Consider the following 24,715-nt stretch of genomic DNA (forward strand, 5'->3'; position numbering starts at 1 on the left):
TCTTATCTTTATATATATCAAAAGGAAACCCGGCCGCCGGGCGAAAGGTTTATCGACTACAGTATTTCCCTCCCCACGACAAAAAAAGCCCGCAAATTTCTGCGGACTTTTCTTTAGTCATTCTATGAACTTGTCTTAAATAATGTTGGAGATGACGGCGTGGAAGTAACGGTCGAGTTCTTCCGGTGTTTCTTTCATGCCGTTTCTGACCCACCACTGAACCATTTCGACGAAGCTGCCGGAGATGTGGTTGACGAGGAAGCTTTCCGGAACCTGTCCGCGAAGCTTGTTGTTTTTCAGCAGGTAGGATTCGATCAGCTTATCGAGGCTCTGCTTGAAGAAGCGTAGGAAAATGTCCGAGCTCTCGGAAGTCAGCAGGTCGCGTGTATGATTTGTGTTGGCCGCGATGTGCTGGAGCAGGTGACAGAAAACGGGATCATGACCGTTTATCGTTTCATGTGCGTCACTGTCGCTCGGGAGGTCGTCGTTCATGACGCCTTCAATGATGTGATCGAAGAGTTCGCCGCACATTTCTTCAAGCAGGGATTCTTTGGTCTGAAAATGAGCGTAGAATGTGCTTCTTCCAATGTTGGCCAGGTCAATGATGTCCTGAATAGTGATCTTTGCATACGGTTTTTCGGAAAGGAGTGCGCTGAAAGATTTGAAGATAGCGGTCCTTGTTCTTTTTTGTCTGCGATCCATAATTTATCCCTTTATTTTTTTTAGAAACATAACAAACTGAGGCTGCCGATGGGTAACCTTAAGTATCAGTTTAAAATAAAATGTACTAAAAAGCAAGAAAAATATGTAAAAAATGCCCTGTCACATATGACAGTAATATAGCATATTTTACTAATGTTTTACACAGGTATCCTATTGAATTTTATAACTCTGCTTATATAAAGAAAAAATAGGCTGCGGAGCGGTGTTCGCGGAACACGCTGTATTAGATTTTTTTGCATTCTGATAGAATTTGTTTTAAAATTCTTTGTCATCGTGAGGCTCGTTTGGTAAGATAGAAATAAGGGATGGTTCCCCTTAGAAAAAACGGGCGACTGGAGGTTTCGCGGAATGCTGCGCGGAAACGCCGGCCGGTTTTCAAAGCTTGGCTTTGAGACAGGAGGCATTCATGAGTCATACAGGAAAAATTACAGCAGTTCTGGCGGGTCTGGCTTTTCTATCAGGCGGTCTTGTCGTATCGGCGAATGGCGGCATGCATTACGTAGCAGCGGAGAATCGGTTTCTGGGACCGGAAATTTCCTGCGAGCTGTCAGAGGAAGCAAGCGATACCGCTGTCAAGACGGCTCTGATCGAAGGATTGGAAATTCCGCAGAAGGAGCTTTCCGGAACGCGCTGGTATTATGATTACGTGGATCTCTCGGGAACGGGAGAAAGAGATGTACTTGCGCTCCTCTCGGGGCCCTGGTTCTCGGGGACGGGCGGCGACACGCTTGTCTGGCTTGTGCCGGATGGCAATGGCTGGAAAGTGCATCAGACTTTGACGCTTGTCAGAAGTCCTGTCATTACTGCTGATCTTTCAGGAAACGGGAGAAAGAGTCTCATCGTTTACCGCGCAGGCGGCGGAGCCCGAGGCATGTGGGCCGAGCTTGATCAGGTGCGGCAGGAAAATGGTGAATACCTTTTCACGACGGTCAATGACGGCATAAAGGCGCCGGATCTCGGGACGCTGAAAGGGACGGCTCTCTTTGCAGACGATATGATCCTTGATCAGATGACAGGCAGCTATAAGACGCTTGGATAAGGCGCCGGACATTACCTTATATAAAATCCAATACGAAGAGCGAATGTGAAATGAGATGATACATCTTGTTCCACATTCCTTTTTCATTATAGAGTATATAGCGAAAATCACAGATATGAGGGTTTTGCAAGTTTTGGAGTCTCTTTTGAGGGAAAGAAATATTTAATATAAGGATATAGATAAATAAAGCGAGGCAGGCACGGTTTTCTGTGCGTTTTTCTCATACCATTCCGCCTGTCTTCGTGGTATCATCAAAGGTGAAATCGAATGTTTTCACTGTTGGTATTATTTCGCCGCTTCCATGAGAAGGGAATCTTTACAGCTGGACGGCGGTATTTGTCCTCGATCAAAGGGGGAAGTTTTTTATGAATATTCATGAATACCAGAGTAAACAAATTCTAAGGCAGTACGGTCTGCATGTACCGGAAGGCTACCCGGCCTTCACGGTCGAAGATGCTGTGCAGAGTGCGAAGCGTCTGGACACACCGGTCGTCGTCGTCAAGGCACAGATCCATGCAGGCGGACGCGGCGAAGCAGGCGGCGTCAAGATTGCCCATTCTCTTGATGAAGTCCGTCAGTATGCAAGAGAAATCCTGGGCAAGACGCTCGTAACAAAGCAGACCGGCCCGAAGGGCAAGAAGGTCACCCGTCTTTTGATTGAAGCAGGATGCCATATCAAGAAGGAATATTATCTGTCCTTCCTCGTCGACCGTCAGGCTGAATGCATCGTCATGATGGGTTCTGAATCCGGCGGCATGGATATTGAAACGGTAGCTGCCCAGCATCCGGAAAAAATTCTGAAGGAATACATCGATCCGGTCATCGGCCTTGCTGATTTCCAGGCAAAGCGCATGGCTTACGGTCTTCATTTCGAACAGGTCGCTGTCAACAAGGCAGCTGCTTTCATGAAGTACCTCTACCAGGTCTTCGTCGGCAAGGACTGCTCGCTGGCTGAGGTCAACCCGATGGTTCTGACACAGGAAAATGATGTCATCGCTCTTGATGCGAAGCTGAACTTCGATGACAGCACACTGGCTCGTCACCCGGATATCGTGGCTCTGCGCGATGTTCTTGAAGAAGATCAGAAGGAAGCACAGGCTGCCCGTGAAGGCTTGAACTACGTCAACCTCGGCGGCGATGTAGCGTGCATGGTCAATGGTGCAGGCCTGGCTATGGCGACAGTCGATATCATCAAGGAAAATGGCGGCGATCCGGCCAACTTCCTGGATGTCGGCGGCGACTCAACTCCTGAAAAGATCGTTGCGGCATTCCGCATCATGATGGAAGATAATCAGGTCAAAGGGGTATTGATCAATATCTTCGGCGGCATCAACAAGTGCGATGTCATTGCAGAAGGCATCGTGGAATCAGCAGCTCTCCTTTCGGAAGGGAAGGCTGAATTCCCGATCCCGGTCATCGTAAGACTGGAAGGCAGAAACGTAGAACGCGGCAGGGAAATCCTCCATACCGCTCATATCAAGAATTTGTACCCGGCTACCTCCATGGAAGAAGGCGCTATCCGTGTCATCCAGCTCGTCAAGGAGCAGGAAGAACGTGAAAAGGCTGCAGCTGCACCGACTGCTCCTGCAGAAACCGCAGAAGGGGAGGTAAAGTAAAATGGCGATTCTGATTAATAAGGATACGAAGGTCATTGTACAGGGCATCACAGGCAAGGCTGCCCGTTTCCATACAGAACAGATGAGAAAATTCGGCACGAATATCGTAGCCGGTGTATCTCCGGGAAAGGCAGGCCAGCTGGTGCAGGGGATTCCTGTATTCAATACGGTCCGCGATGCTGTCATTGCGACCGGGGCTAATGCTTCCATCATTTTCGTACCGGCTCCGTCGGCTGCTGATTCCATCATGGAAGCAGTAGAGGCTGAAGTGCCGCTCGTTGTCTGCATCACGGAACATATTCCTCTCGAAGACATGGTTGTCGTTCACCGTTACATGGTTGGAAGAAAGACACGTCTCATCGGACCGAACTGCCCGGGTCTGCTTATGACCGATCAGTGCAATATCGGCATCATCCCAGGTGAAATCTTCAGGAAAGGCCATGTAGGCGTCGTTTCCCGTTCCGGCACGCTGACATATGAAGCTACATTCCAGCTGACAAATGCAGGCATCGGACAGACGGGCGCTATCGGCATCGGCGGCGACCCGATCAAGGGCACGGATTTCATTGATGCTCTGAAGTTGTATAATGAAGATCCGGATACGGATGCAGTCCTCATGATCGGCGAAATCGGCGGCAATGCAGAAGAGGAAGCTGCCCAGTGGATTCATGAAAATATGAAGAAACCGGTCGCAGGCTTCATCGCAGGACGCATGGCACCTCCAGGAAAACGAATGGGCCATGCAGGCGCTATCATTTCCGGCGGCAAGGGCACAGCTGCTGAAAAGATCGCAGCTCTTGAAGCAGTAGGCATTCCTGTCGCACCAACTGTCGCTCATATCGGAAGAACGGTCATCGAGCTTCTGAAGAAGAACGGCCTCTATGAAAAGTGCCACACCTGCTGATTTTTGAAAGAACAAGCGGGAAACTGATATAATAGAATAAGGGAGCCGCCAGAGAGTGATCTCCGGCAGCTCCTTTTTGTATTCAGGCGTTAATGCCATTCCCGGCAGTCTTGCCGCAGGAGGATTTATGTTTGACAAATTTCAGGATGCGCTCGTCGTTCTCGTTTTCTTTTATATGGTGTACCGCGTGGGCTGGGGAAGCGGGATGACGGCCATCAATACGTTCATGCTGCTCTGCGCCGTCGTGGCGCTGATCTCGATCGCTTTGAAGCGCACGGGATACCTGGATAGGATGAAGGAAAGGAAGCTGGAAGAGGAGCGGAAACTGGAAGAAGAGAAAAAGGAAGCGAAATAAGAGTTTCCTCGCTCATGCTTCCCTGCAGGCGCGTTTTTGCGATTGATCTATGTCTGTGATAAAATCATGAATATAACATTAAATTTATGAGAAAATGGGAATGATTTCCACTTTTTCGCAAAGAGGTGTCTGAGATGAATGCTGATCTGAAAGCGGCTGTGAAGATTAACAGCCTGGCCGGGAAAGTTCGGCCTTTTGATCTGATGATGGATCTGATAACCCGGTACGGGCACTGGGCCTTTGTGATTTACGGTCTTCTCCTCTGGTTCACTCCGGGAAAGACACGGGAAGACAGGAGAAATGCATGCGCTTCCGCTTTTATCGGCGTATGCATAGCTTCGCTTATTTCCTATGCCATAGGACGCGTATGGAAACGTGAGCGTCCCTTCAGGGAAAGTCCGATGATCTGGAATTTCACGGGCCACCGCGCGAATGCTTCTTTCCCGAGCAATCACACGATGAACGGGTGCGTGGTTGCTATGGAGCTCATCCGCCACAATACGAAAGGCTCGAAGCTGATGGCAGTCCTCGCGGGAATTCTTGCTTTTTCCCGTGTGTTTGCAGGCATGCATTACCCTTCCGACGTGCTTGGCGGGGCTGCGATTGCGGCCATCGTCCACAAAGCTGTCCATATGCCGGCTCTTTCTGCTCTGACCGGGGTGCTGGCAGCTTTCGGCTCGTGGCTGTCTGACGATCTTGTCAGGAAAGTAACGGGCAGGTGATCCTATGGCGGTGGAAAAGGGAGATACAGGGAGCAAGATGTCGATCATCCGTATCGTGCAGGTGCTTCTGCGCGAGTCGGATAAGGATCACCCGCTCTCGCAGCAGGAAATCCTCGACTATATGGAAGGAAAGTATGGCATGGCGGTGAACAGGAAGTCTGTGGGACGAAATCTCACAAGGCTTCGGGATGCAGGGCTTCCTGTGTTCTGCCGCGAGGTGCCGCGCATGATGAACGGGAAGAAAGTGCCTCTCTCTCTTGACTGGTACTGGGATCATGTGCTGGCCAGGGAGGATCTGAAGGCGCTCATCGATCTTCTCTATTTCTCTCATCTTCCGCCGCAGCAGGTCAAGCAGCTTGCTGAGAAGCTGAAGAGAATCCAGATCCGCTCTTTCGACGACGGAAAGACTCTGGTAAAGAATCTTCCATCTGCAGGGAAATCTGCGGATTTCGATCCGGTGATTGCGCTTTTGACGACGGCAGGCGAGGGAAAGAGGAAGATTTCCTTCTACTATGACCATTATGAAGCGGACGGCAAGCGTCATCATGGAAGGCTGCCATCCGGCGAAGACAGGCTTCTTACGGCAAGCCCGCTTCTGATCATCGCTTCAGATGACCGTTATGCGCTTCTGGCGGAAAAGGATGAAGGCGGGATCGAGGTATACTTCCTTGATCTCATGTCTGACGTGAAGCTTCTGGAGGACCCGGCATCGGATACACTGACGCAGGCCCAGATCCAGGCTTTGAAGCCGTCGGATTACCTGTATTCTGCCCATGAAATTTTCCGCGGGAAACCGGAGCTCTGCACGTTCGAGGCAGACTGGCATCTCATGACGGACATCGTCAATGATTTCGGCAAGACGGCTCATCTTTCATCAGGCAATCAGACGAAGGTCACGATTGAAATCATGATACAGCCTGAAGCGATGAAGGCATGGGCGATGCGTCATGCGCCGCTCGTCAAGATTCTTTCGCCCGCTTATCTCGTGAAGGAGGTGAGGGAGGCTGCGGCTGAACTGGCCCGCCTCTATGGACTTCCATGAAAATTGCGATGATCGTAATCGGAGTTTTGCTTCTGATCATCCTTGTGCTTTTGATCCCGATCCGGTACCGTTTCTCTTTTGAGAAATGGAAGGCGCAGGTGACGGTGAAAGCGTTCTTCGGCCTTTTCAAGAAGGAGGTATCCTTCCCGGGAGAAAAGGAAGAAGAAACGGATGATTATGAAGACGAGGGTATGGAAGAGGAAGAAGTCCGGGAGATGAATGCCTATCTCGAGGAGATGGAGCATGATGCCCGGGAAAGGGAAGCGGAGAAGGAACGGGAGACTTCAGAAGCTTCCAGGAAGGCCCCTGCCAGGGAAGATGATGCCAGGGCAGAAGAGGCAGAGATCGTGAAGGAAGAACCGATCGATCTTTCAAAGGAAACGAAGGAAGTTTCCAAAGATGATTCCGAAGAAGAAACAGAGGAATCAGAGGAATCAGAGAAAATTAAGAAAAAAACACCTTCCTATCTTGCGCAGTTTCTTTTTGCGTTAGATAATGGACTTATAAAGAAAGTTCTCATAGCTGCCGCCAAGGTTCTGGCTCACAGTTTTCCGGGCAGATGGAGAGTCAAAGGAGCTTTCGGCACGGGGGATCCCATGTCGACCGGCGTTGCCTGCGGAATCGTGAAAGCATTCCTGCCAGGGCCCTTTGAAGACGTGGAATGGAATTTCACGGATAAGGTCTTCACTCTCAAGGGAGAAGGAGACGGAAGGATCATTCCTTTGTATGTCGTTTATATCCTGCTCACGCTGGCAGTCGCCCGTGAGACGAGGGAATTCTGGCATTTCAGAAGAGGGGGAAAAGTAAATGGATGACGAAGTAAGAAAGCAGATTTTCGAAGAATTTAAGGAAATGATTACGACAGAATCTGTTGTCGGGGAACCGATTCATCTGGGGGATGCAACCATCGTTCCTTTCGTTGATATTTCCTTCGGCTTTGGCACGGGCTCTCATGGCACGGCCGGAGCTGGCGGAGCAGGCGGCGGAAAAGTCACACCGACGGCTGTTCTGATCATGAAGGGTGAAAGAGTTGAACTCTTCTCCATCAAGAATGCGGCTGCCAACACGACGATCGACCGTGTCCTCAATATGGTGCCGGAAGTGATTTCCCGTTTCTCCAAGAAGAAAGAGAAGAAGGAAGAAGTCCGTGAAGCTGCCCTGAAGGAAGCAGAACAGGCCATGAAGGAAGAGAAAGAAACGGCTGTCCTTGAGGCGAAAGCAGACGGAACGACGGAAGAGAAGAAGTAGTATATACTTATTCGAACCAGTATAGTTTAAATTGAACTAAAGAACAGTTTAATAAAAATTGAATTATAGCTTTTAACATTGACACTTCGAAAATGTTAGCATATAATGAATATATGCTCATTACCCCAGGGGGCTTAGGGGTTCGTAAGGAGGAAAAATCTATGAAAATGAAAAAGACAGTTGCAGCTATCGCTGCTGGCATGATTACTCTTGGCGCTATGGTTTCTGCTTCCGCAGCAGGCATCGGCTACGTCAATTCCAACGCTCTTCTGCAGGCTCATCCGAAAATGCAGAAAGCTCAGCTCGACATGAGAAATGCAGCTCAGAAGGCTCAGGAAAACTTCAAGAAACGCGCAGCAGGCAAGAGCGATCAGGAAAAACAGCAGATTGCCAATGAAATCCAGCGCGACCTGAACCAGGAAGAACAGTCCACCATGCAGCCGATCCTCTCCGATATCATGAAAGCTATCCAGAGAGTTCGTCAGCAGAAGGGCCTCGACATCGTTCTTGAACAGGGCGCAGTCGTAGACGGCGGCATCGACATCACATCCGAAGTCAGCCAGCAGCTCGCAAAATAATTTCAGATACTAAGCAGCGCGGCGGGAAATCCTGCCGCGTTTTTGTGTGGAAAAAATAAGATTTCTCTGATTTCATCAGCGTATGATGATATTTAGGTATACCTTTGAGGAATCTTTATTTTTGATATACAATAAGAAAAGGCCACGCTCACGGGAAGGCCCCGCGGGGCAGGCCGAAAATATAAAATAAATGGGCGCAGGGCATATATGCCTTAAGCCTGTACAGGAGGAACATTATGAATCAGCTCGCAGAACTTTGCAAAGCCATGATTGCTTACGACAAGGGTGATCCGAAGAGGATCCATCATTTCCTGAAGGTAAACGCCTTCGCTCATCAGATCGGCCTGGAGGAAGGCGTTTCTGACAAAATCCTTTTCCTTTTGGATGCAGTAACGTATGTCCATGATATCGGCATACATGAAGGGGAAAGACGCTTCGGAAGAAATGACGGCATGATCCAGCAGGAACTGGGACCGGATGAAGCGCGCCCGATGCTGGAAAAGCTGCAATTCGAGAAGGAAGATATCGACCGCATCTGCTGGCTGATCGCTCATCACCATTCTTATGGCAGCATCGACGGCCCTGATGCCCAGATCCTGGCTGAGGCTGATATGCTGGTCAACCAGTATGAAAGCGGTGCTTCCCGCCAGCAGAATGAAGCGCTCTACAAGCGTCTCTACAAGACAGAAGCAGGCAAGCGCCTCTTCCGTGAACTGTATTTTGAAACCTACGATCCGGGCGATAAGACAAATGCGTGATACGTCGCTCGTCTATCCGGTCGGAAAGGACGGAAGGATCCTCCTTGGACGCAAGAGAAGGGGCATGGGCTTTGGCAAGTGGAACGGCTTCGGCGGAAAGATCGAGGCGGGGGAAACGATGCGCGAATGCGCGGCCCGCGAGCTTTTCGAGGAGTCAGGCCTGAAAGCACGCCCGGAGGATCTCATTCCTGTCGGCGATCTCTATTTCCATCAGCCTTCGGATCCGGAGTGGTCGCATGCCGGTATCGTCTATTTCGTGAAGGTCTGGGAAGGGACGCCCGCTGAGACGGAAGAAATGCAGCCGAAGTGGTTCCTTCCTTCCGAGTTTCCTTATGAGGACATGTGGATGGCTGACCGCGTATGGCTGCCGATGATCCTCAAGGGCGAAAGAATCCGCGGCACCATCTATTTCGACAAGGATGGCGAGACGGTCTATGATTATGAATTCGAGGACATGGATCAATGAGTATGCCGGATAAAGACTGGCCGAAGCGCCTTCTTTCCTGGTTCGATGCAAATAAGCGCGACCTTCCGTGGCGGGAATCCAAGCCTAGGAATCCTTACCATGTGTGGGTCTCGGAAATCATGCTGCAGCAGACGAGGACGGAGGCGGTGAAGCCTTACTACGAAAGCTGGATGGCGCGTTTCCCGACGATCAAAGATCTGGCGGATGCCGATGAGCAGGATGTCCTTCACCAGTGGCAGGGGCTTGGCTACTACAGCCGGGCAAGGAATCTGCACAAGGCGGCGCGCGAGATGGAAGAGAAGTACGGCTCCGAAATGCCGGATACGGCAGATGAAGTCCGTGCGCTCCCCGGCATTGGCGACTATACGGCCGGCGCTATTCTTTCCATTGCTTTTGGAAAGAAGGAGCCGGCTGTCGATGGCAATGTCCTTCGCGTCTACGCAAGGCTCTACGGCATCGAGGATGATGTCCTGAAGACGGCAGGAAGGAAGAAGATCCGCGCGCTCTGCGAGGAAACGATTCCTGAAAGGGCAGGGGATTTCAATGAAGCACTGATGGATCTTGGCGCGAATGTCTGCATACCGAAGCATCCAAGGTGCAGCATGTGTCCTCTTTCCTCTTCCTGTCTTGCCTTGAAGGAGGGAAGGGAAGAAGAGCTTCCCATCCGCGGAAAGAAGCAGCCGCCTAAGGAGTTCTATGCAGCCTGTGCTATCTGCATCAAAGGAGGAAAGGTTCTTCTCCATAAAAGGCCGGAGAGCGGCATGCTGGCCTCCATGTGGGAATTTCCCATGGTCCTGACTGAGAAGGCAGATACAGCGGCAGATGAACTTTCCCATTTCCTTCATGGGAAACTGGAAGGACCTGTCTGGAAGTACAATCATGTCTTCACGCACCGCATCTGGTACATGAACGCGTACATGGCGGGAAATATCACCGTGCCGGAAGGGGAGTACAAGTACTTCTCGCCGGAAGAATACAAGGAAATCCCGCTGGCAGGACCGCATGCCAGACTTGCGGCTTTTGCAGAAAAGCTGATTTCCGATTTCTAACCAAAGAGTCCCTGCCTCAGAGGCGGGGATTTTGCGCATGTTTTTATGATTACACAGAAAGGAGCCGCTTATGGCATTTGGAAAATTCATCATCATGATGTTTGCGGTGATCGGACTCATCGACGGTTCGATCCTGGCGCTCGTATTTCGTAAGCGGCGCTTTTACTTATGGTCGCTGGGAGGTGCCATCGCAGGTGCGATCCCTGCCTGGTACTTCAACTGGTACGGGCTTGCCTATGACAGTCTGGGGATCTGGTCGCTTTATCTCGCCTACCTTCTGGACGGCATCATGGTCGCCTGTCTCATCATCCCGATTCCTGCCTTTATCCTTGGAATCCTTTCCTTCATCCCGGGGCTCAGGTACTTCATTTCCAATCTGGGAAAGGGCCTCATCGCCATTGCGCTTGTGATTGGCGTCTACGGCTGCGTGATGGGGAACAGCCGCGAAGTCGTCGAGTATCACGACATCTACGTCAAGGATCTGCCGGCCGCGTTTGAAGGGTACAAGGTCGCACAGGAAACGGATACGCACATCGGCGCTTACTTCCGCTACACGGATATGCCATCTGAGCTCCTCCGCGCAAAGAATGAAGGGGCAGACGTCCTTTTCTTCACCGGGGATCTCATCGACGATGTACGGTACATGCCGCAGGTCGCTGAGGATTTCACAAAAGCAGAGAAATATTTCCCGGATGGCATTTTCTACATCTGGGGCAATCATGAGTATTACAGGAATCAGCCGCTCATTGAAGAGGACCTGAAGAATACACCCGTCAAGATGCTGGTGAATAACCACACGTACATTGAAAAGGACGGACAAAGACTCTACGTCGCAGGCGTCGATTTCCCGTTTGCCAGAGGCACGCAGAAGGAAATCGAGGAAGAAAAATGGGCTGATGAAGCGTTCGCAGGCATTCCGAAGGGAGCTCCCGTCATCTTCCTGGCCCACCATTCCGATTTCATCGATCAGGGCTTCAAGCACGGCGCATTCCTGACGCTGACAGGCCATACCCACGGCACGCAGTTCGGCCTCTTCGGCAAGCCGATCATCACGCCATTCAAGTACACGAGAGGCATGTACAGCGACGGTACTCATTACGGCTACGTCGCAAGAGGCGACGCCAGCTGGTTCCCGTTCCGCTTCAGCTGCCCGAGAGAACTGACCATTTTCACACTCCACAGAGCATAAAAAAACATATTGAATGAAAACAAAAAGAGCTGTAGAAATGACTGTACATTCCTGCAGCTCTTTTTGATGCCTGTATTCCCTGGATTTCTTCTCTTTTCGATGCTTACCACTTTTTTATGGTAAACATATCCAGTATATAAAGATTTTATAGTTCTCTTTGGGAGTGCCCTGGCGGGAGGGGTTCTTTTCTTCCGATGATATCGAATGCCGGCCGTGTTTATCTATATTTAAATAGTTCATTATAGAAAGAGTTCATATCTATCGTACAGAGTTCTCTATAATTCTGCCAGATAGATATTTTTTAATCATGGAATTATGATTAAAAATAGAAAAGTGCTTGTTGGTTGAGTATGAGCTGCCTTGGGAGGGCTGCTCGGGGGAAGGAATCTGATGTTCCGGGAAGGCTTATGGATTCCTTGCAGGAAAGCACTTGTATCTTTTTTATGCATGCCAAGGGCTGCATTTCAAGGGGGAGGATGGCTGATTATGAAAAGGGAGTACAAAGTTTTGACAGCGCTGGTCGTATCCAGCTTAATGGGATTTTCTGCCATGACGGCAGAGGCTGAGGCTGTTACTGTGACGGGAACAATTACTGAAACGGAAATTACCGGCAACAGTGATACGGGGACAGCCAGCGGGAATACGCTGAACGTGACGGATGCGTCGTCGGACTCAACTGGAATAAGGATTTATGGTGGTACCGTCAGTGGAGGTGAATCAGGCGATGCATCGAATAATACAGTCAATGTTACAAATACGCAGGTAAGCCAGGCTGAGATTTACGGCGGCCAGTCAAGACTGGGTGCGACAGATAATAATACCGTGATCTTTGACAGCAGCAGCACTGCCGCTGCTGTCTACGGGGCCTATGGCAATACGGCTTCAGGAAACCATGTGGAAAGCGCAGGAACCAGTAATTTTCTATACGGGGGCAGATCTTATACAAACAATTCTGGGAACTCTGTGCTTGTTACAGGAGGATCAGTACAGTATACGCTGTCCGGGAGTCAGGCGGATAATGGTTCGGCGACAGATAATACTGTTGAAATTAGAGATGGTACATTTGGTGTAGTATACGGCGCACAGGGAAAGGGAGTAGAAAATAACAGCGTAACCATGAGCGGCGGTACAGTCAGTCAGATGATCTCTGGCGGTTTTAATAATCAACCAGAAGGAAGTGCTGTGAGCAATAAAGTTATCATGACTGGCGGTGCTGTAACAAGTTCAGGAGATACGGAAAGTGTAGTGCCTGTTGTAAGTGGAGGCTGGGCTATTTATGGGACGGCTGACCAAAACAGTGTAAAAATAAGCAAAGCGGTTTCTGTAGCCGGGAGCGTAGCCGGCGGCTGGTCTTATTTGGGAGATGTGACCAATAACGTTGTCAAAATTTCTTCGGGCAGTGTCGGAGGTATCGTTGCCGGAGGTTATACTACCGGCAAGGGGGCTGAAGGAAATAATGTCGAACTGAGCGGCACGGCAGACGTTTCAGGAAATATCTACGGCGGTTATGCATTACACCAGATGGATAATCCGCTCACTGGTGAGGCAGCAGCTGGCGATGCTTCTCAAAATACTGTCAAAATTTCAGATGTCACTGTCAAGGGCGAAGTCTATGGCGGTTATACGGCTGAGGGAACCACAAGCAATGATGCCACAGGCAACGCCGTCACCATCGAAAGCGGCACTATAGAAAAGACGGTCTATGGCGGGTATACGGCTGATGGTACTGCTTCTAAAAATACTGTCACCATCAATGGAGGAACGGTTGGAGTTGCTGACTCTACGGAAAGTTCAGATACCGTCTTTGGCGGTTATGCGGCAAGCGGCGAGGCTGTTTCCAATATCCTCACAGTCAGCGGCGGTGACCTGATCGGTCATGTCACCAGCGGCTATGGCAAGACAGGAGCCAGTGACAATACACTCACAATGACAGGCGGCTCTTCGACTAAAACGGTTGCCGGTTACGCCGAGACAGGGGATGCGGTCAATAATACTCTTGTATTCAGCGGTGGTACGTCCGCTATCACGATGGCAGCGCAGAGTGGGGGCAGCGCCACGGGGAATACGATCACCATTACCGGCGGAAATCCGGGGACAGTCACTGGCGGTGCCGGGGTGACGGGCGCATCGGAAAATACGGTCATCATCTCCGGCGGTACAGTTTCTAGTCCGGAAGACTTCGTACCTATCGTGACAGGAGGTATGGCCAGTACAGGAGATGCTGATGGCAATACTGTCACCATCAGCGGCGGCAAAGTCACAGGCGGTATCGGTATTTATGGCGGTTTTACTGTCGAAGGCGATGCGAATGGCAACACAATCAATGTATCCGGCGGCACGCTTGACACAGACATTTATGGTGGGCAAACCTACGATGGCGCAGCAGATAACAATACTGTCAATATTCTGGCGGGAGACCTGAATCCGGAAATGGGCCTCTATGGCGGCTATGGTACGACCGAAAGCAAGAACAATATGTACAATATGTACACCAAAGGCCAGACGGTCGCAGACTTCGCTTATTTCCAGAACCTGAACTTCTATGTCCCTGAAGGGACGACGGCAGGGGAAACCATGCTGACTGTCACAGGAAATACCGGCGATGACTTAATGCTGTCTGCTGTACAAAACAGCACGACGACCGACGGCACGACAGATCTCACCGATGCCACAGTCCTTGGCGGTGTACAGAGAAATACGAAGCTGAACCCGGGCGAGTACATCAACCTCCTCTACAATGCGAACGGCATCACGACCGATGACACGAGCTACGGCACGATCGACGGTCTCGATACCGTCACCTCGGCAGGCTTCATCAACTATACAGCCATCGTCGAAAAGAAAGATGCGAATACGATCGTCATCACCATTCCGAAGGACGAAAAAGGAACTCCTGATTCGGATACGAAGATCCTTCCGGAAGACAGGGAAAATGCAGTCAATACGATCAAGAACGCAGGCGACATCATTGCCGGCAGTGCCCTCCATGCCGCAGAAGGCGCGTGGATTGAAAACCATGACATCGAAGTAAAGTTCGTACCATATGCTATCGTCGGCGGATACGATCTCCACTATGATACCGGCTCCTACATCGACAGCAACGGCATGGCAGCCAACGTCGGTTTCGTAAGAAGAAACCAGCACGAAGGCCACATCGACACCATCATGCCATTCTTCGAATACGGCAAGAGCCACTATGCAAGCTACCTTGATACCGGAGCCAGAGGCGACGGCCGCCAGCACTACACCGGCGGCGGTATCCTCTTACGGCGAGACCTCGACAGCGGCCTCTACTATGAAGGCGCCGTCAGAGCCGGCTATCTCAAGGGCGACTTCCATGGCATGATTGCCAAATCCATGTCCCGCTACGACAGCGGCGCACCATACATCGCTGCCCAGGCAGGCCTTGGCAAGATCTACACCAGAAACCGTGACAGCTATGACATCTACGGCAAATTCTTCTACACCTACCTCGGAAGCGACAGTGCCGTCGTCCACAGCGGCTACGGCGACTCGAAGTACGACTTCGACTCCATCAATTCCTATGTATCAAGACTGGGCATGAGATGGACCAGAGACTTCGACCAGGTAAGATCCCTCTACGCCGGCATCGGCTGGGACTACGAAGCGGGCAGCAAAGCCAGAGCCACCTACGCAGGCTGGAACACCCCAAGCCCTACCGTCAAGGGCTCGAGCGGCTTCCTCGAACTCGGCTGGAAGTCCAAGATCGATAGCACCCACCCATGGGGCGTCGACCTCAAGGCCACCGGCTGGACCGGCAAACAGGAAGGCGGCACCTTCTTCGCGACCATCAGCCATAACTTTTAAGTGAATAGAGCGTGAATAGAAAAAGCCTCGTGCATTTGCACGGGGCTCTTTCTATCAATACATTGGAATTTATTTGTAATCAATTCCATTATAGTCCATGATCTCTTCAATATCTTTTTTCATTTTATCACTGAATTCTTCCAAATCAGATTTGTGAATGACGCCGTAAGCTGCAAGGTTCGCCAGATTAGAAAGCAGGCGGCGTCTGCTCATTTCAACGATTAGTCCGGGATTCTTCCTGTCTTTTTTGATTCTTTCTTCCAAAGTCCAGAATCTTTCCGATGCCGATACATCCTTTTGCAGAATTTCCATGTATTCCTGAACTAATTTTCCCATATATGCGTCCTGCCAGCCCCTTATTTTTTTCGGAACAGCTGCCAGTCTTTTTCAGATGGGTCACCTCTAAACAACATATACATCCCTCTTTCTTAATCATCATCACCACGGTTTTCTGTACAGATGATGTCCAGTTCACCGTCATCATAATAAATTCCCGCATCTATATAGGGGACAGGTCTGGGGCGCCCCATGGCATACCGCTTGCAGCTTTTCGGACCATAGCAGTAGCTCTCGAACCTTAATCTCTGGGAAACGCCCCAGTCGTATTCAATGATAACATTTGCCATGCAGGCCCATTTGCAGGTGAAGCATTTGCCTCTCCATCTCCGGCCGTCCAGCATGCGGCATCCGCGCCAGTTGTAAACATCTAAGGATGGAACTTCACCCTCCCATGGAGAAGTCTTTTCTTCATTGACAAACGCGGCCGGCTTTATCTTTTTCAAAGCCCCGGCCCGGTAATAATCGGCATAGTCGAGCTTTGGATACAGCTTTGTCCAGGCAGTTCCAGATATTTCATCACCGATGTGAAAGCGAAGCTTTTCCTGCTGCTTCTCTGAAATGGCAATAGAAAAATCCTTGTCTTCGCTGTCTGCCACTCCTTTCAGGAACAGGTTATAGCCCTTCATGCCATGTGAACGGTTATCCAGACGGTAGCGCCAGACATTGGCACGAGGCTGGACAGATACGATCCGGCCGAAAAATCTGATTTTCTCCTGCATATCCTTCATAAGGAATCCCTTCTTAAAATGCTTTCCTGATTGGGAGAATCTTTATTTCAATTATATGCTGAGCCGGCACCCGCAAGCAAGAGAGGCACGGGATGCCGATGGAGAAGTGCGATGGTAAAAGAAATCCGATAAAATGCATAGGCTGTCCCCGTCAGGGGAAAGTGGCGCGTATGCGCCGAAAGGGGTTCATTTCTCCCGAATAACGAAAAAGAGCTGTGAAAAATGATTTCCATTTCTCACAGCTTCTTTTTTAGCTTCTTGAGGAAGCCAGTGTTTTGTCGATTTTGTTTTCCGGTTTCTGAGAGATCTGTACGATCTGGCTCCGGATGCGTTCCATCTCGTCATTGTTATCGCCGGTCAGTTCTTTCAGTGTGACGGGTGTGTCATCTGCGTTGGTGAGGGGAGTCTCAATGGTTTTGTCGACTGCGTTGTAGGAGAAGCTCTCGGTCTTGCCATTCTTGAGAGTGACCTGCAGGCGTCCACCATCGACTTTCCCTTCGCCGGAAAGACTGCCTTCGATTTCACGGCTGCCAACCTGTACTTTGTGGTCTACAGTGATGGTGCCGTCGTCATTCCTGGTAAATGTAACGGTTTCCAGGTTTTGCATGTTGTCGCCGGTCCAGTTGACGCCGGCATCCTGCACGCCCCACCAGGTACCCTGCCAGGGGCCTCCGTTGAAGAAATGGAAAAACGCAAAAGCGCCGCCGGCTGCAATGAGCACGATCAGTATCAGAGCGGCTGCAATGTATTTTTTCATTACTTATGCACATCCTTTGATTCACGACTTTGAATGACAAAATTATTATACACTAATTGGACAGATTGTGGAATGAAAAAGGACGATATGATATAGGTTTCTTTTGCATTTCCAAATAAAGGCCTTTTTAAGCAAAAATAAAACTGAATTTGACTGGCTGTATGATTCTTATTGTCAACTGTGCAAAAACGCGTTTAAATGGCTTTATAACGCATTTTATGGTATAATATACACGTAAATCATTTAATTTTTTTGAGGACGCGGACTTTCCGCGTTCTTTTCATGGCATCTTTTTCGGATGCCGGAGCAAGGCAAAGGAGTTTTTATGGAGGATTGGAAAGAAGGTAAAATCATCTCGACGCCCCTTGAGGCGCAGATGAAAAATTCCTACATCGACTATGCGATGTCCGTCATCGTGACGCGCGCACTGCCTGATGTCAGGGATGGCTTGAAACCGGTTCACCGCCGCATCCTGTATGCGATGAATGAATCGGGCATGCTGCCGGGCAAGGCTTACAAGAAGTCCGCCCGTATCGTCGGCGATGTCCTCGGTAAGTATCACCCGCACGGCGACACAGCAGTGTATGAATCCGCTGTCCGCATGGCGCAGGATTTCTCTACCAGATATCCGCTGATCGACGGCCACGGCAACTTCGGTTCTGTCGACGGCGACTCCGCGGCTGCTATGCGTTATACCGAAATGCGTATGGCAAAGATCACGGTGGAAATGCTCCGCGACATTGATAAGAATACGGTCGATTTCGTACCGAACTACGATGGATCCCTGCAGGAACCAGTCGTTCTTCCGTCCAGAATCCCGAACCTTCTCGTCAATGGTTCTTACGGCATCGCTGTCGGCATGGCAACGAACATTCCGCCGCACAACTTGAATGAAGTCATCGACGGCCTCTGTGCTATGATCAACAATCCGGAAATCACGGTCGATGAGCTGATGAAGTACATCAAGGGCCCGGATTTCCCGACGGCTGCTATCATCCAGGGACACAAGGGCATCGAAGACACGTACCGCACAGGCCGCGGCAGCATCACTGTCCGTGCCAGAACGGACATCGAAGAAATGCCGCATGGCAAGAACCGTATCGTCGTAACGGAAATTCCGTACCAGGTCAACAAGGCCCGCCTCATTGAGACGATCGCCGATCTGTCCAGGCAGAAGGTCTTAGACGGCATCACGGCTCTGCGCGATGAATCCGACAGAACGGGCATGCGCATCGCCATCGAGCTCCGCGCTGACGTGAACCCGGAAATCATGCTGAACAATCTCTTCAAGCATACACAGATGCAGATCAACTTCGGTGCTATCATGCTGGCGCTCGTCGATGGACATCCGCGTATCCTGAATCTGCGCCAGATTCTGTACTACTACCTGAAGCATCAGGAAGAAGTCGTTACCAGAAGAACGCAGTATGAACTGGACAAGGCAAAGGCCAAAGCCCACATTTTGGAAGGCTTGCTGATTGCTCTTGATCATATCGATGAAGTCATCCGTACGATCAGAGAGTCCCGCACGGACGACATCGCAAGAACTTCCCTGATGGAAAAGTTCGGCCTCTCTGAAAAACAGGCTACCGCAATCCTCGATATGCGTCTCAGAAGACTGACCGGTCTGGAACGCGACAAGCTGGAACAGGATTATAAGGATGTGTTGGAAACGATTGATTACCTGACCGATCTCCTCTCCAGCCGTGACAAGCTGATGGGCGTCGTCAAGGACGAACTCCTCGATGAGAAGAAGAACTTCGGCGATGAACGCCGTACGGAAATCGCTGAAGCTTCGAACGACTTCACGATGACCGATCTCATCCCGGATGAACCGATGACAATCACGCTGACAAAGCAGAACTATATCAAACGCATGGATTCCGCTGATATCCGCGTCCAGAGAAAGGGCGGCCGCGGCGTATCCGGCATGAAGATGAAGGATGAGGACTATGTCTGGAAGCTCCTCAGCACCTCCACTCATAACAGGATCCTCTTCTTCACGAACAAGGGCAAAGTCTACATGAAGACAGCCGTCGAATTCCCGAAGTCGGGCAGAACGGCAAGAGGCAGCGCTCTCATCAATTTCATCCCGGGTCTTGCTCCGGATGAAAGGGTGACCGAGCTCCTCGATATCGATGCAGGCGATAAGGATATGAAGTACCTGCTCATGGTCACGAAGAAGGGCTATATCAAGAAGACGGAAATTGCTGAATACAAGAACATCAACAAGAACGGCCTGATCGCTGTCCGCCTGAATGACGGCGACCGTCTCGTCACTGTCCTTGCTGTCAAGGGTGATGAGGAAATCATCATCGGCACCCGTCAGGGCATGGCTATCCGCTTCTCCATCGGAGACGATGAAGTCCGCACGATGGGCCGCACTACTGCAGGCGTCCATGCAATCCGCCTGTCTGATGACGACGGCGAGCTCGACGAAGTCGTAGGTGCAGTTCTTGCTACGGATAAGGATATCTTCACGATTTCCGCTGACGGCAATGCGAAGAGAAACAAGTCCTCCGCATACCATCTCCAGGGAAGAAACGGACGCGGCGTCCGCAACTTCAAGAAGGGGTACGAAGTCGTCGCTCTCGTAGCCGCTGATGACAATGATGAACTCGTCGGTGTATCTGAACAGGGCATCACCATCAAGACAAAGGCCAGCCAGATCTCCAGCAAGAAGGCAAGAGCCGGCCAGGGCGTCATCCTCCAGAGACTGGAAGACGGCGACCGCATCGCATCAATCGATGTCATTTCCAGCGATGACGACGTCGATGAAGACGAAGAATAATCATTTAATAAGGATGATATAGTATAAAGAAACAGATGTGAGATACTGCAAATGGTATTTCACATCTGTTTTTTATTGTCATTGCTGCCTTGTCAGCTGTCTTTTGCCGTTTGTCCTTCTCATTTAAAAAATATTTAGGAAAATTTTCATGGAAATGCGCTTCTGGAAATGCCCATAAAAAGGGAAAAAATGAGGCATCGGGTTTCATTTTCTTCGATATAACAGGCCTTCCGGGGCATGCATTTCCGCCGCGCCCGATTCTATCGGGAACTTGATAGTTCTTATGCATAACTACCATATATAGGATGCAATTAGTGAATTTGACACCATATAAAGTATTTGGTACTATAGTCATGCACTAAGAAATACATACCCCAGACACCCGGGCGTCTGGTCAGAAACATCTGAAATTATCTTATAAAAAATATCCATTAAAGTGGGGGATCGTTATGAATCACTGGTACGACAATGAAATCAGCCAAGGCATCTTGAGAGAGAAGTATTATCACAAGGGTGAAACAAACCCTGAACAGTTCATGGACCGCGTCAGCTCTATTTTTGATGATGACCTGCGTCCAAGAGTGAGAGGATATCTGGAAGAAGCTTCCTTCTGTCCGGCAGGCCGCGCTCTCTATGCTGCAGGCTCCAAGGGCAAGTTCAAGGTTTCTCTTTCCAACTGCTATATCCTTCCTTCTCCAAAGGATGATCTGGAATCGATCTTCAAGTCCAACTACGAGATCGCCCGCATTTTCTCTTACGGCGGCGGCATCGGCATCAATATTTCGGGCCTTCGTCCAAAGGGCAGTGAAGTAAGAAACGTGGCAAGAACTTCTACCGGCGCCGTTTCCTTCATGAAGATTTTCAACGTGACTGGTGAAGTCATCAGCCAGAACGGCAGAAGAGGCGCTATGATGGTCGGACTGAACTGCGATCATCCGGACATCTATGAATTCCTGCACATCAAACAGAATGAAGAAAAGCTGTCTTCTATGAATATTTCCATCCTCTTCACGGATGAATTCATGGAAGCTGTCAAGAATGATACAGATTACACTCTCCGTTACCATGTAGAATCCACAGGCGAAAATATCGAACGCGTCATCCGCGCAAGAGATTTCTTCATGGAATTCTGCGAAACCCAGTGGGACTGGGGTGATCCGGGCGCGCTCTTCTCTGACCGCCTGAATGATTACCATCTGCTGGCCGGTTATCCGGAATACAAGATCGAAATCACCAACCCATGCGGCGAATTCGGCGGCAATGCGTACAACGCATGCAACCTGGCAAGCATCAATCTCTACAGCATGATCGATGACAAGTTCAGCGATGAACCGAAGTTCAATGAAGAAAAGTTCCGTCAGACTGTTTATGACGGTATTGCAGCTCTTGATGAAATCGTTTCCTATGGCTATGACATTCAGCCGCTCGATGAAAACAGAACCTGCATCGACGACTGGAGATCTCTGGGACTTGGCCTCTTCGGCGTAGCAGATGCTCTCGTTGCCATGAAACTGAAATATGGCAGTGAAAAGGCAAATGCATTCATGGGCGAAGTCATGAAGATGATGCTCCTGACAGCTCTCCGCTCTTCCTGCGACAGAGCCAAGAAGCTCGGCACCTTCGGCAAGTACCGCTGGGAAGCTACCAAGCAGTCCCCGGTCATGGATCTGGTGAAGGAACTCGATCCGGAACTGTATGAAGACATTCATCAGCATGGCCTCAGAAACGGCACACTGCTTGCCATCGCTCCGACCGGCACCATCTCCCTCCTGATGGGCAGCTATTCTGGCGGATGCGAACCGCTCTACAAGATTTCCTATGAAAGAACCACGCATAAGATGGAAGATGTACACGGCAGCTTCCGCGTCTATGCGCACAGCGTCAAGGATCTCCTTGAATACCACAACCTTCCGCTCAACCTGACAGATGAAGAAATCATCGAACGTTTCCCGTGGATTGTGGAAAGCCATGAAGTGCCTTTCGATGACCGCGTGAAGCTGCAGGCTGTCATGCAGAAGTATGTGGATAACTCCATTTCCAGTACCGTCAACCTGAAGCACGATGCAACTCCGGAAGATATCTTCCAGATTTACATGGATGCATGGGAAAGCGGATGCAAAGGCATCACAGCATTCCGTGACGGCTGCCGCCGCGGCAACATCCTGGGCGTCGATGAAAACGCCAAGGCTGATGAAAAGAAGGCTGAAGGCAAGGTAGAAAAGGTTGATTTCGAACCGAAGAAACAGGAACCGACCTGCCCGCACTGCGGATCCCACCAGATCCACGTCGAAGGCCACTGCACCACCTGCAACGAATGCGGATGGTCCACCTGCAGCCTCGTCGAAGGAGCTTGATGAATAACTAAACAAAAAAAGGCTGTGACGAAATGATTGCACATTTCGTCACAGCCTTTTTATATTGTCACATACGGATCAGCGGAATTATTTCAGCATCTGATTGAAATCATTATTCAGCTTCTTTTCAGACTGGTTCAGCTGGTTTTCTGTGGATGCAACCCATGCTTCGTTGTTGGCCAGATCCTTCTTTGCCATCTCGATCATCTTATTGAGTTCAGATGGCTGCGGTCCGCCTTTGACGGCGCGGTTATGAACGATAGCGACAGGATCCTTTGCATTCTTCCATTCCTCTGCTGTCATCGGGAAGGTCTTCGGGATGGACGGGTCTTCCCTGGCAACATCGGCTACGGATTTAGCGTAGATGGTCCTGGCATCTTCATAGGAGAAGTCAGCCGGGGTGATGTTGTTGGCTCTTGCATAGGTAACGACATCAGAAGCGAAGTGGTGGCCTACGCGGAAGGGGATGCCGTACTTCTTCATGAGCTGGTCGGCGATTTCCTGCGAGCAGGTCCAGTCAAGGTTCAGTTCTTCCAGCGAACGGTCCGGATGGATGACAAGGTTGTTCAGGATGCGGTCGAATTCAGTGAGGACTTTCGTTGCCTGCGGCACGATGTCTCTTCTTCCGCTCAGACGTCCGTCAGCCATGCCGGCAGGAATATTGTGGGAGCGGAATGCGGCTTCGACAGACATGCCAAGAAGCGTGGAAGCCTCAGTGCGGCAGGAGTTCAGGATGCCAGGATTTCTCTTCTGCGGCATAGCGGAGGAGACGTACGTATTTCCGCCGCCTTCCTTGAGGAGGATCCACGGACGCGGCTGTGCGTACTGCTGCATGATTTCTTCAATGAAGCTTGTCGTGTGGATGGCGATGGCATTCGTGATGCCGCCAGTTTCAATCGGCGCCTCCTGCGGGAAAATCTGTCCTGCATCGTACGTATTGTAAGCAATGGAGTCAAAGCCGAGGTAATCGGCCATGCGGTCACGGTCAAGCGGCCAGCCGGTGCCGTTCAGGACCATGGAGCCCATCGGGGAACGGTTGAGGCGGGCATAATATTCTCTGACACGCTGCATGTCGCGGTTGTATGCATTGGCATAAGCGATGAGGTAGTGGGCCAGGCTGTTTGGCTGGGCAGCAACACCATTCGTATAGTTCGGGATGATGGTGTCCTTGTTTTCTTCAGCCAGTTTGATCAGGGAGCGCTGCACATTGTCGAGCTCTTTGGCCATAGCCATGAGATGTTCTCTCTGTTCCATGATGCCGACAGTCGTCAGCATATCCTGAGAAGAACGGCCTGCATGGATCTTCGTGACTTCCGGGCCTGCTGCCTGGATGAGGTATGGTTCGAAAGCGACGACATTCGTCGGACGCGGGCCGCCCGGCTTGTTTCCTTCATCAAGGACCTTCTGGATGCCCTGGGCAATGTTCTTGCCTTCAGCAGGGGTCAGGAGCCCTTCATCGGTATTGATGATATCGGAAGCTTTATTGATCTGGCCGAGCCAGTAGAAGTTGTCTCTGGGTGTCTGGTCAGCGGCGAAAATGGTCGAGCCGGACATCAGCGCACAGAGCGTGAGCGCCATCAATGATTTATTCATAGAATCTCCTTTCAAAACAGCAGGCATAAACCTTATTATAAACGGAATCTGTATTTATTATAACAACGGGAAACGTGTCTTAAGTCAATGAAAGTATTTATAAGAAGAGATAGAAGAAATAGTTATATAATGTAATAATACGTAAGGAGACAAGGAAATTTTCCGGGGAGCTTCAGCAGATTTCCCGCTCCATTTTCGTAGCTTTTGCGGCCTTAAAAAGAAATTTCAAAAAAGATGAGGATGTAAAGTTATTTTGCTTGACATGGCGCTCTCCTCCCTGTATAATGATGAACGTTATGGTGATGCTATGTCTTTAGAAAATGTAGTTCAGAACGGCGAGCTCCTTGATTGTTACGGTGAGCTCCTGACGCCAAGGCAGCGTGAATGCCTGGACTTGTATTACAATGAGAATCTCACGTTGGCTGAGATTGCGGAATATTTTCATATTTCCCGCCAGGCGGTGCATGATGCTATGCGCCATGGCGAGGAGCAGCTCCGGACGTATGAGTCCGCCCTTCATCTGGCGGAGGCAAGGATCCGGAGGCAGAAAGCGACCGAATCGCTGGAGGGTATGATCCCTGAAGCGAAGAAGAGCGAAGCGGAACCGCTGCTGCGGATTTTGACGGAATGAAGGTG

22 protein-coding genes are annotated in these 24,715 nt (G+C 50.3%); 17 read left to right on the forward strand and 5 right to left on the reverse strand.

All coding sequences use genetic code 11. The features are described 5' to 3' along the window. Positions 1-135 precede the first annotated feature (135 nt). Positions 136-702 carry a TetR/AcrR family transcriptional regulator gene (locus OIM03_03920; protein HJI73426.1) on the reverse strand — a complete coding sequence of 189 codons (567 nt, stop codon included), beginning with the start codon at positions 700-702 and terminating at the stop codon, positions 136-138. 427 nt (positions 703-1,129) lie between these two features. Here OIM03_03920 and OIM03_03925 point away from each other — a divergent pair, with 427 nt between their 5' ends. The 14 genes from OIM03_03925 to OIM03_03990 all read left to right on the forward strand — a co-directional run bounded on the left by OIM03_03925 (position 1,130) and on the right by OIM03_03990 (position 15,517). Next, positions 1,130-1,762: a hypothetical protein gene (locus OIM03_03925; GenBank protein HJI73427.1), complete on the forward strand. Its 633-nt coding sequence runs from the start codon at positions 1,130-1,132 to the stop codon at positions 1,760-1,762. 365 nt (positions 1,763-2,127) lie between these two features. After that, positions 2,128-3,378 (forward strand): ADP-forming succinate--CoA ligase subunit beta, encoded by a 1,251-nt coding sequence (gene sucC, locus OIM03_03930; protein HJI73428.1) that lies wholly within the window; start codon positions 2,128-2,130, stop codon positions 3,376-3,378. A gap of 1 nt (position 3,379) precedes the next feature. Then, a complete protein-coding gene (sucD, locus tag OIM03_03935; protein HJI73429.1) occupies positions 3,380-4,282 on the forward strand; it encodes a succinate--CoA ligase subunit alpha in 903 nt (300 codons plus the stop codon). A 127-nt stretch (positions 4,283-4,409) separates the two neighbouring features. Continuing rightward, positions 4,410-4,637, forward strand: coding sequence for an RNA helicase (locus tag OIM03_03940; protein ID HJI73430.1), 228 nt, complete (start codon positions 4,410-4,412; stop codon positions 4,635-4,637). A 134-nt stretch (positions 4,638-4,771) separates the two neighbouring features. After that, positions 4,772-5,359 carry a phosphatase PAP2 family protein gene (locus OIM03_03945; GenBank protein HJI73431.1) on the forward strand — a complete coding sequence of 196 codons (588 nt, stop codon included), beginning with the start codon at positions 4,772-4,774 and terminating at the stop codon, positions 5,357-5,359. Between the two features lie 4 nt (positions 5,360-5,363). Further along, positions 5,364-6,401: a WYL domain-containing protein gene (locus tag OIM03_03950; GenBank protein ID HJI73432.1), complete on the forward strand. Its 1,038-nt coding sequence runs from the start codon at positions 5,364-5,366 to the stop codon at positions 6,399-6,401. Then, positions 6,398-7,216, forward strand: a complete 819-nt coding sequence (locus OIM03_03955; GenBank protein HJI73433.1) for a hypothetical protein — start codon at positions 6,398-6,400, stop codon at positions 7,214-7,216. Before OIM03_03950 ends, OIM03_03955 begins: the two co-directional genes overlap by 4 nt. Next, on the forward strand, positions 7,209-7,649 hold the full coding sequence (locus OIM03_03960; GenBank protein ID HJI73434.1) for a spore germination protein GerW family protein: 441 nt from the start codon (positions 7,209-7,211) through the stop codon (positions 7,647-7,649). Before OIM03_03955 ends, OIM03_03960 begins: the two co-directional genes overlap by 8 nt. 161 nt (positions 7,650-7,810) lie before the next feature. Further along, on the forward strand, positions 7,811-8,227 hold the full coding sequence (locus OIM03_03965) for an OmpH family outer membrane protein (protein HJI73435.1): 417 nt from the start codon (positions 7,811-7,813) through the stop codon (positions 8,225-8,227). Positions 8,228-8,463: 236 nt separating this feature from the next. Continuing rightward, positions 8,464-8,985, forward strand: a complete 522-nt coding sequence (locus OIM03_03970; GenBank protein HJI73436.1) for an HD domain-containing protein — start codon at positions 8,464-8,466, stop codon at positions 8,983-8,985. Further along, positions 8,978-9,451: an 8-oxo-dGTP diphosphatase gene (locus OIM03_03975; protein ID HJI73437.1), complete on the forward strand. Its 474-nt coding sequence runs from the start codon at positions 8,978-8,980 to the stop codon at positions 9,449-9,451. The genes OIM03_03970 and OIM03_03975 overlap by 8 nt, the downstream gene beginning before the upstream one ends. Next, the gene (mutY, locus tag OIM03_03980; GenBank protein ID HJI73438.1) at positions 9,448-10,500 is read left to right on the forward strand and encodes an A/G-specific adenine glycosylase; all 1,053 of its coding nucleotides are present in this window, start codon (positions 9,448-9,450) and stop codon (positions 10,498-10,500) included. The genes OIM03_03975 and mutY overlap by 4 nt, the downstream gene beginning before the upstream one ends. Before the next feature lie 70 nt (positions 10,501-10,570). Then, positions 10,571-11,689 (forward strand): metallophosphoesterase, encoded by a 1,119-nt coding sequence (locus tag OIM03_03985; protein HJI73439.1) that lies wholly within the window; start codon positions 10,571-10,573, stop codon positions 11,687-11,689. A 486-nt stretch (positions 11,690-12,175) separates the two neighbouring features. Beyond that, complete coding sequence (locus tag OIM03_03990; protein HJI73440.1) at positions 12,176-15,517, forward strand: hypothetical protein; 3,342 nt, start codon at positions 12,176-12,178, stop codon at positions 15,515-15,517. Between the two features lie 69 nt (positions 15,518-15,586). Here the strand turns inward: OIM03_03990 and OIM03_03995 are convergent, their stop codons facing one another. The 3 genes from OIM03_03995 to OIM03_04005 all read right to left on the reverse strand — a co-directional run bounded on the left by OIM03_03995 (position 15,587) and on the right by OIM03_04005 (position 17,341). Then, entirely contained in the window at positions 15,587-15,853 is a 267-nt protein-coding gene (locus tag OIM03_03995; protein ID HJI73441.1) for a hypothetical protein, read from the reverse strand. A gap of 92 nt (positions 15,854-15,945) precedes the next feature. Then, positions 15,946-16,584, reverse strand: coding sequence for a hypothetical protein (locus OIM03_04000; GenBank protein HJI73442.1), 639 nt, complete (start codon positions 16,582-16,584; stop codon positions 15,946-15,948). 250 nt (positions 16,585-16,834) lie between these two features. Next, the gene (locus OIM03_04005; protein HJI73443.1) at positions 16,835-17,341 is read right to left on the reverse strand and encodes a succinate dehydrogenase; all 507 of its coding nucleotides are present in this window, start codon (positions 17,339-17,341) and stop codon (positions 16,835-16,837) included. Between the two features lie 325 nt (positions 17,342-17,666). Between OIM03_04005 and gyrA the strand changes: the two genes are divergently transcribed. Together gyrA and OIM03_04015 are read left to right on the forward strand one after the other, a co-directional pair. After that, positions 17,667-20,132, forward strand: a complete 2,466-nt coding sequence (gene gyrA, locus OIM03_04010; protein HJI73444.1) for a DNA gyrase subunit A — start codon at positions 17,667-17,669, stop codon at positions 20,130-20,132. 449 nt (positions 20,133-20,581) lie between these two features. Then, entirely contained in the window at positions 20,582-22,486 is a 1,905-nt protein-coding gene (locus tag OIM03_04015; GenBank protein ID HJI73445.1) for an adenosylcobalamin-dependent ribonucleoside-diphosphate reductase, read from the forward strand. 87 nt (positions 22,487-22,573) lie between these two features. On the opposite strand, the gene OIM03_04020 is transcribed toward OIM03_04015, so the two are convergent. After that, complete coding sequence (locus OIM03_04020) at positions 22,574-24,079, reverse strand: lyase family protein (protein HJI73446.1); 1,506 nt, start codon at positions 24,077-24,079, stop codon at positions 22,574-22,576. A 262-nt stretch (positions 24,080-24,341) separates the two neighbouring features. Between OIM03_04020 and OIM03_04025 the strand changes: the two genes are divergently transcribed. After that, complete coding sequence (locus OIM03_04025) at positions 24,342-24,710, forward strand: DNA-binding protein (GenBank protein ID HJI73447.1); 369 nt, start codon at positions 24,342-24,344, stop codon at positions 24,708-24,710. Positions 24,711-24,715: the final 5 nt, after the last annotated feature.

The organism is Veillonellaceae bacterium (assembly GCA_025992895.1).
Lineage (GTDB): Bacteria > Bacillota > Negativicutes > Veillonellales > Dialisteraceae > Dialister.